Below are 8,968 nucleotides of genomic sequence, written 5' to 3' on the forward strand. Positions count from 1 at the left end.
AGGGTTGAGCCGGCGGCCCTTTCCGCATGCCCAGATCGTGACGGGGTCGGTACGTCGGGTGGGTCGACGTCTGCCTGGGCTGGAGGATCGGGACGTCGGCCCTGTGGCCGAGGTGTCTCGCCCGGAGGGTGATGCCGCCCTTGATGTGCTCCGTCGGCTCCTTGCCCCGCGTCGCTGGGGCGCGACTCGCGTGAAGACGCCGGTCGCTCCGCGGTAGGATCCATCGGACCCGTATTCGGCCGTGCGCACGGCCTGATGCACGTGCCGCGCCGTCCTCCATGCGCACCGCCGCTGATCTCCTGAAGGAGCCCCATGCGTTCGTCCCTGGCTCTCGTCCCCGATGCGGACGACGCATTCTCCGCGTCCGTCACGGAGCGTCTCGACGCCGTCGAGAGCCGTATACGCGAGGTGGTCGCGACATCGGACGACATGGTGCGCTGGACGGCTCGGCACCTGCTCGACGCGGGAGGCAAGCGGGTGCGTCCTCTTCTGACACTGCTCGCCGGCTCCTTCGGCGACATGTCGCGCGATGCGGTCATCGATGCGGCGGTGCTCGTCGAGCTGACCCACTTGGCTACGCTCTACCACGACGACGTCATGGACGATGCGCCGACGCGGCGCGGCGCTCGGACGGCGCACGAGGTCTGGAGCAACTCCGTCGCCATCCTCACCGGCGACTTTTTGTTCGCGCGCGCGAGCGCGCTGAGCTCGACGCTGGGTCCGGAGGCGGTGCTCATCCACGCCGAGACGTTCGAGCGGCTGTGCCTCGGGCAGTTGCACGAGACGGTCGGTCCCTCGCCCGAGGACGACCCGTTCGCGCACTACCTGTCCGTTCTGGCCGACAAGACGGCATCGCTCATCGCGTCCGCGGGCCGGCTCGGCGCGCTCCAGGCAGGCTGCGATCCGGCCGTGGCGGATGTCTTCGCGCGCTACGGCGAGAAGGTGGGAGTGGCGTTCCAGCTCGCCGATGACGTGCTCGACCTGCGCAGCGATCCGGAGACCTCGGGCAAGGCACCGGGCACGGATCTCAAGGAGGGCGTCCCGACCATGCCCACTCTTCTGGTGCGGCGACGCGCGGTTTCTCCTGAGGCGGACCCGCGCACCGGGCGCCTGGTCTCCCTCCTCGACGCCGCCCGCGACGGCGGGCCTGTCCTCGATGAGGCGCTCGCTCTGCTGCGGGAGGACGAGGCCGTCGAGGAGACTGCGGCGATGGCCAGGTCTCTCGGTGCCGAAGCGGTGGCGATCCTCGAGGACCTTCCGGCCACTCCGGGACGTGCCGCGCTCATCGACTTCACCCACGCCCTTATCGATCGAGCGGCCTGAGCACCGGCCACGCGGCCTGGACCGCGATCGCGCGAGCGACCCGGACTCAGCGTGCGCAGATGCCGAGCGACAGCGTGCGGGCAGCGCCGAGCCGGCGTGCGACCTGCTCTCCGGTTCGCTGCCCTGCTCGATCAGGACACTGGCGGCGGGTGCTCGAGTCGGGCCGTTCACCGTGTCGACGACAGGCATTCACGCCCTCGTCGCTCACCTTTGCGGCGCTCCGGAGGCGCACGTACTCTGTGTCCTGAGTTTCCATGCGCGCGCCCGCGTGCGGAGCGGAGGCCGGGGTAGCGCAGCGACACACGGTGCGCGGGGCCGGGTCGCCGGAGGATGACGGGGGAGATCTGTGTCGGTTGCGAGCGCTCGGGCCGCGTCGCGCCGTCGTGCCGGTCTCGTCGGCGCTGCGGTCCTGACGCTGCTCGCTCTCGTCATCGGCATCCTGGCGGTGATGGACAAGGGGTATGCGGGCCCCGAGGTCGAGACCCACAACGGCGGCGTGTGGGTGAAGAACGACGAGCTCGGCCTGGTCGGTCGTCTGAACGTCGAGGCCCAGCAGTTCGACGCCCGCCTCCAGATCGACAGGACGCAGAAGCTGCTCCAATCCGGATCGACCGTGCTGCTGCGGACCGAGTCAGGGCTCGAGCGCATCAACCCCGCCTCCCACAAGCGGGAGGGGCGTGCGGCGCTCGGCATGGAGGACCGCGTCTTTCTCGGCGGAGACCGCGTGGTGATCCTCGATGCCGCGGGACGGATGTGGATCCTCACGCCGGATCAGGCAGCCGCCTTCGACCCGAACGCCGTCAAGCCCACCCGCACCTTCGACTCCGCGGATCTCGACGTCACCGTCACCACCGACGGCGACGTCTACGTGCTGCACGGGGACACCCTCACCCCCTACCTCCGCACCCCGGACCAGACCACGCCCGCCGCGGAGCCCGCCGAGGAGGTCGAGCTCGAGGGCATCACCGGGGACGCCGACACGATCGACCTGACGGCCGTGGGCTCCGAGCCCGTGGTGCTCGACCGCGAGGCCTCGATGCTGCACGTCGGGGTGAAGGACCGCCGCATCCCCCTGCGCGACGCCGGCGTGGCGGACGTCGCCGACGTGCGCCTCCAGGAGCCCTCGGTCGCCGGCGACGGCGTCCTGCTCGCCACCGCCGACTCCCTCTACGACGTGCCGCTGGACGGGGGCGACGCCCACCGGGACAAGACCACCGGGTCGGGCGACCCCATCGCCCCCGTGCGCGTCGCCGGCTGCGCCTATGGGGCCTGGAACGGCTCCACCACGTATCTGCGGCGATGCGGCGACGCGGACCCGGCCCAGGGCAGGATCGAGCGCGCGAGCGGCGACGCCCAGCTGCACTTCCGCGTCAACCACGAGCTCGTGGTGCTCAACGACGACATCACGGGGCTGTCCTGGATGGCCGCGGACAAGATGCAGATCGTCGAGACCTGGGAGCTCCCGACGGACATGGAGTTCACCGAGACCGTCGAGAAGGAGAACGAGACCCTCACCTCGACCGTCACGAACGTCCCCCCCGATCAGCAGGAGCAGAACCGCCCCCCGGTCGCCAACCCCGACCAGTTCGGCGTCAGGCCGGGCGGCAGCGTCGTGCTGCCGGTCGTCGCCAACGACACCGACCCCGACGGCGACGTCCTCGTCGCCGCGCCCGTGGACCAGCCCCCGATCGGCACGGTCACCCCGATCCGCGGCGGGACCGCGCTGCAGATCGCCGTGGCGGAGGACGCGACGGGGCAGGCCTCCTTCTCGTACTCCGTCTCGGACGGACGCGAGAACGGGGAGGCGACCAGCCAGGTCACCCTCGACGTCCACGGACCGGAGTCGAACACCGGCCCCCAGCCCGAGAACGGGCAGACGCCCAAGGTGACGATCGCCGCGGGCGCGACGGTGTCCTTCAACGTCCTGCCGCACTTCCGCGACCCCGAGGGCGACGACTTCTTCCTCGCATCCGCCGAGGTCGACGGTAAGGACGACCAGGTCACCTTCCGCCCCGACGGCATGGTGACCTTCGACGACGCCGGCATCACGACGGGGGACAAGAAGGTCAAGCTCACCTTCCGCGACGCCCTCGGCGCGACGTCCGAGGGCGAGATGATCTTCGCCGTCGAGGGGGCCGAGGACCTCGAACCGATCACGACCCCGGACCACGTCGAGGGCGTCACCGGTCGGACGCTGACCGTCAAGCCGCTGGAGAACGATCTGAATCCGACGGGGGAGGACCTCGAGCTGCTGCAGGTGGGGCAGGCCGAGGGGCTCACGGTGAAGCCCGATCCGCGCAGCGGCACCTTCGAGATCCAGGCCGCGAGCACGGGCACGAAGTACCTCACGTACCAGACGGGGGTGGGCACGCGGAGCGTGCAGGGGATCGTGCGCGTCGACGTCCGCGAGCCCACGGGAGAGGCGCTGGCGCCCGTCGCGGTGGGCGACCTCGGCATGGTCGTCACCGGCGGCTCCGTCCTCGTCGACCCGATCGAGAACGATGTCGATCCGACCGGCGGCGTGCTGGTCGTGGACCGCGCCTCCGTCCCGCCGGACTCGAGCCTCCAGGTCGAGGTCATCGACCACCACCTGCTGAAGATCACCGCCGACCCCGCCGCGCCCCACGGCGGAGCCCCCATCGAGCTGGGCTACGAGGTCTCCAACGCATCGGGCACCACGACGGGGACGGTGCGCGTGCTCATCGTCCCGCCGGAGACCCAGATGCCCTATCCGGTCGTCGTCGAGGACGAGGCCCTCGTCCGCTCCGGGGACGTCGTGCGGATCCCCGTCCTGGCCAACGACAAGTCGCCGAGCGGCGCCCCCCTCGAGCTCGAGGGGATCGCCGATGCCTCCGGCCTCGACGGGAAGGGGACCGCGGAGCTCTCCGAGGACCAGGTGCGCTTCGTCGCGGCCCCCGGTGCGTCCGGTGAGGCTTCCTTCACGTACACCGTCGTCGACGACGCAGGGCGCCGGGCCACCGGGCGCGCGACCATCAGGATCGTGCCGGAGTCCGACCTCAACGACCCGCCGGATCCCCAGCCCGGCGAGGCCCGGGCCATCGCCGGCACGACCACCCGCATCCCCGTCGTCACCTCGGGGATCGACCCCGACGGCGACGCGACGCTGCTGACCTCGATCACGGCGCCGGCCCCGCAGCGGGGACGCGTGGTCAAGGCCTCGGGCGAGTGGATCGAGTACGAGGCCTACCCGGATGCCTCGGGCACGGACACCCTCACGTACCAGGTGATGGACTCCGACGGGGCGGTCGGCACGGCCCAGATCGCCGTGGGCGTGGTCGCGGCCCCCGAGACCAACGAGCCGCCGGTCACGACAGCCGACACGATCCGCGCCCGACCGGACCGCGACCTGCAGATGTACGTGCTCGCCAACGACACCGACCCGGAGGGGCAGCCGCTTACGATCGAGCGGGCACTGACCCCCGAGAAGCAGTCGCTCACGCTCATCGACCAGGGCGAGACCCAGCGCATCCCCTCGCTGCTGACCCGGACGCCCACGGAGCCCGGCACCTACACCATCGCCTACGGCGCCTCCGACGGGCAGACCCGCAGCCCGGGGAGCGCGACGGTGATCGTCGACGCGGACGCCCCCCGGCTGCCGCCGCTGGCCCGCGACGACTACGTGGACCCCGCGGATGTGACGGGGGAGGACCGGACCGCCGTGCGGGTCGACGTGCTGGCCAACGATCAGGATCCCGACGGCTCCGTCGAGGACCTCGAGGTCACGCTCGATCCGTCGGCCACCGGCGCGACCGTCGGCCCCGACCAGAGCCTGAGCATCCCGCTCGCCGAGAAGCAGCAGCGGGTGCGCTACACCGTGACCGACCAGGACGGCGGCGCCTCCTCGGCATTCGTCTGGATCCCGGGCAGCGCAGCCCAGGCGCCGCAGTGGATCGGCGAACCGGTGCAGGTGCGGTCCGGGGAGAGCGTCGACATCGACCTGCGCGACGACTCCCTGGTGCGCGTCCGCACGGGGGCCGCCGGGGCCACGATCGCCGACGCGACCAGCGCCAGCGCCTCGCACAACGACGGCGGCGAGCTCGTCGCCTCGCCGACGACCCTGCGCTACACCGCCCGGGCGGACTTCCACGGCACGGACACCATCTCCGTCGATGTGACCGACGGGCAGGACGCCTCCGACCCGTCCGGCGCCCGGGGCACGCTCCTGATCCCGGTGGAGGTCTCCTCGAGCACCAACCAGCCCCCGACCCTGCAGGGGATTTCCGTCGAGGTGGAGCAGGGGAAGGCGGCCGTGCCGCTCGACCTCGCCGCCGGGGCACGGGACCCCGAGGACGATCAGCTCGCCTTCGCGACGGGCGAGTTCGCCGAGCCGGAGGGCGTGAGCGTCGATCTCTCGCCGCGGGGACAGCTGCTCGTCGAGGCGACGACGGACGCGCAGCAGGGGGCGGCGTTCGAGATCCCCGTGTCCGTCTCCGACGGCACCAACGACCCCGTCCGCGCGAGCGTGAAGGTCACGGTGAAGCCCACCCTCGAGGCCCTCATCTCCCCGGGGGTCGATGACGTCGTCGTCGACGCGGGGACGGAGCAGACCGTCCCCGTCCTGGCCAACGACTCCAACCCGTTCCCGAACAAGCCGCGGACCGTCAGCGACCCGCAGCGCGTGGCGGGCGAGGTCGAAGGCCGCGTCGAGGGCGACAGCGTCGTCGTCTCCGCGAGGGCCGGCTGGCACGGCACCGCGACGCTGACCTACCGCGTCGCCGACGCCACCGGAGACCCGGCGCGCACCGTCACGGGCACGATCCGGGCCGCGGTCCGCGACCGGCCCGAGCCGCCCTCCGCGCCGCGCATCGTCGCGGTCGGAGACGGGAGCGCGACCCTCGAGTTCTCCCCGGGCGGCGACAACGGCGCCCCGATCACGGGGTATCGGGTCCTCGCCGCGTCCGGCGGCGGCGAGTCCGCGGACTGCTCGGGCACCACCTGCACGATCTCCGGGCTCGTCAACGGCACCACGTACACCTTCCAGGCGATCGCGATCAACGAGGTCGGCGAATCCGACCCCTCGTCCGCCTCCGCCGAGGCGCGCCCCGACGTGAAGCCCGATCCTCCGGCGGCGCCCCAGGCGCAGCGCGGGGACGGCGTGCTCGACGTCTCCTGGTCGGCGCCGACCAACCGCGGCTCGGCCCTCGAGCGCTACGAGGTGCAGATCATGGGGACGGGCGGCGGCGCGGCCGACACCCGCTCCTTCGACGCCGCGACCACGTCCACCACATGGGAGGGCCTCGCCAACGGCACGGAGTACCGCTTCCGGCTGCGGGCGTTCAATGGCGGCGACGAGGCCTCGGACTGGTCGCCGTGGTCGAGCCCCGAGCACCCCGCGGGCCCGCCGAAGCGGCCGTCCGGGACCCCGACGGCCCAGCGCGTCGTGACGCCGCTCGGCGGCGGCGTGACCGTCACCGTCCCGGCGATGTCCGCGGACGAGGCCAATGGCGAACCCATCACCGAGTACGTCGTGACCGCGTCCCCCGGGGGGCAGAGCCAGCGCGTCCCTGCCGGCAAGCGGTCGGTCACGTTCCAGGGACTGGACCAGAACACCGAGTACACATTCACCTACAAGGGTGTGAACTCGGTGGGCGAGAGCGCCGAGCCCTCGAGCGCCTCGGAGCCCGTGCTGCCGTATTCCGTGCCGGAGGCGCCCGGCGGCGTGACGGCGAGCATCGACCCCGCGAAGCCCAGCGGCCAGGCCACCGTGAGCTGGCAGCCGGCGAAGACCAACGGAACAGATCTGACCGGCTACAAGATCACCTGGCAGGGCGGCGAGAGGACCGTCGGCGCCGATCAGACGAGCGTCGTCATCGACGGTCTGGCCAACGGCACGTCCTACCGCTTCCGGGTGCAGGCCGACAACGGCAACGCGGGCGGGCAGAGCGAGCTGTCCGCCGAGAGCCCCGCCGTCGTGCCGTACACGAACCCCCAGGCGCCCACCGTCACCGGACGACAGGGCAGCTGCGGCCAGGACTGCACGGTGGTCTTCACGGTGGCGGCCCACGGCGACGGCGGCGCGGGCGGGACCTCGCGCATCGAGCAAAGCCTCAACGGGGCGGCGTGGGAGCCCTACACAGGCCCGGTCACGGCGCACGGAGGCGGCGGCGGCAGCCACACCCTCAAGGCGCGCGTGGTCAACTCCAAGGGCCTCACCGGCCCGGAGCACAGCGCGACGACGATCGCACCGACGCCCCCGCCCCCGCCGGCCGATCCCAAGATCGACACGAACCCGGCGACGGCGTTCGGCGCGCCCAAGACCGTCGCCGACTGCGAAGCCACGCAGTACTGCAAGGTCGTGACGGTCAAGGTCTCCGGCCTCACCCCGGGCGAGCGGTACCGGATCTCCCTGGGCAGCCTGAAAGCGGACGGAGTCACGTACGAGGAGGACTGGGCGGTCGAGAACGCGACGGCCAAGGCCGACGGCACGTGGAGCTTCGAGACCGATGCCTCCGAGCAATGGGTATACGGCTACCCCGACTGGCCGCTGGACGTGTACGTCGACGGGAAGAAGGTCGGTTCCGTGTCATTGCCGAGATGACCTCCGGGCCGCGGTCCCTGCCCCGCCGCGCCTGTTCCGAAGCCCCTGCGCCCCGAGCCCCGGCTCCCACCGACCATCCCAGGAGAACTCCCCATGACCATGACCGCCGAGCAGGCCCGCTGGTTCGCCGACACCTTCGACAAGCTCGTCACGGGCGTCGGCCGTGCCGTGATCGGCAAGAACGACGTCGTGCGCCTCGTGCTGACGGCGATGCTGTCCCCGGGGCACGTGCTGCTCGAGGACGCGCCGGGCACCGGCAAGACCTCGCTCGCGCGGGCGATCGCCGCGACCGTCAAGGGCACGAGCTCGCGCGTCCAGTTCACCCCGGACCTGCTGCCCTCGGACGTCACCGGCGTCACGATCTACGACCAGGCCAGCTCGTCCTTCGAGTTCCACCGCGGCCCCGTGTTCGCCAACGTCGTCCTCGCCGACGAGATCAACCGCGCCTCGCCCAAGACGCAGTCCGCGCTGCTGGAGGTCATGGAGGAGGCCCGGGTGACGGTCGACGGCACGACCCATGAGGTCGAGCGCCCGTTCCTCGTCATCGCCACGCAGAACCCCATCGAGCAGGCCGGCACGTACCGCCTCCCCGAGGCCCAGCTCGACCGCTTCCTGCTCAAGACCTCCCTCGGTTACCCGGACCACGCCTCGGCGGTGCAGATCCTCTCCGGCTCGGCGATCCGCGACCGCGCCGAGGCGATCACCCCGATGATCTCGCTGCAGGCGGTCCAGGACATGTCGGACCTCGCCGCGACGGTCCACGTCGACGCGGCCGTCCTCGAGTACGTCTCGCGGCTCATGGAGGAGACGCGTCTGGCGCCCGAGGTGCGCGTGGGCGTGTCGATCCGCGGTGCGCTCGCCCTCATGCGCGCCGTGAAGGTGTGGGCGGCGATGAACGGGCGCCACTTCGTGGTCCCCGACGACGTCAAGGACCTCGTCCGGCCGGTCTGGCTGCATCGCTTCGTCCTCGACCCCGAGGCGGAGTTCAACGGCGCGACCGCTGAGTCCGTCATGTCCCGGATCCTCAGCGAGGTCGCCCCGCCGCAGGCCCGTCAGCAGTCGGCATGACCCAGGCCCCCGCCTCAC

At 71.8% G+C, this 8,968-nt stretch carries 3 protein-coding genes; all 3 read left to right on the forward strand.

Features of this window, described 5'->3' with window-relative positions; all coding sequences use genetic code 11:
* The first annotated feature begins 312 nt into the window (after positions 1–312).
* The 3 genes from FM110_RS08900 to FM110_RS08910 all read left to right on the forward strand — a co-directional run bounded on the left by FM110_RS08900 (position 313) and on the right by FM110_RS08910 (position 8,950).
* Entirely contained in the window at positions 313–1,323 is a 1,011-nt protein-coding gene (locus tag FM110_RS08900; RefSeq protein WP_087104416.1) for a polyprenyl synthetase family protein, read from the forward strand.
* A gap of 346 nt (positions 1,324–1,669) precedes the next feature.
* Positions 1,670–7,882, forward strand: a complete 6,213-nt coding sequence (locus tag FM110_RS08905; protein ID WP_087104417.1) for an Ig-like domain-containing protein — start codon at positions 1,670–1,672, stop codon at positions 7,880–7,882.
* Between the two features lie 93 nt (positions 7,883–7,975).
* Positions 7,976–8,950: an AAA family ATPase gene (locus FM110_RS08910; RefSeq protein ID WP_159458027.1), complete on the forward strand. Its 975-nt coding sequence runs from the start codon at positions 7,976–7,978 to the stop codon at positions 8,948–8,950.
* Positions 8,951–8,968 lie beyond the last annotated feature (18 nt).

The sequence above is a fragment of the Brachybacterium nesterenkovii genome (assembly GCF_900163655.1).
Taxonomy (GTDB): Bacteria; Actinomycetota; Actinomycetes; order Actinomycetales; family Dermabacteraceae; genus Brachybacterium; species Brachybacterium nesterenkovii.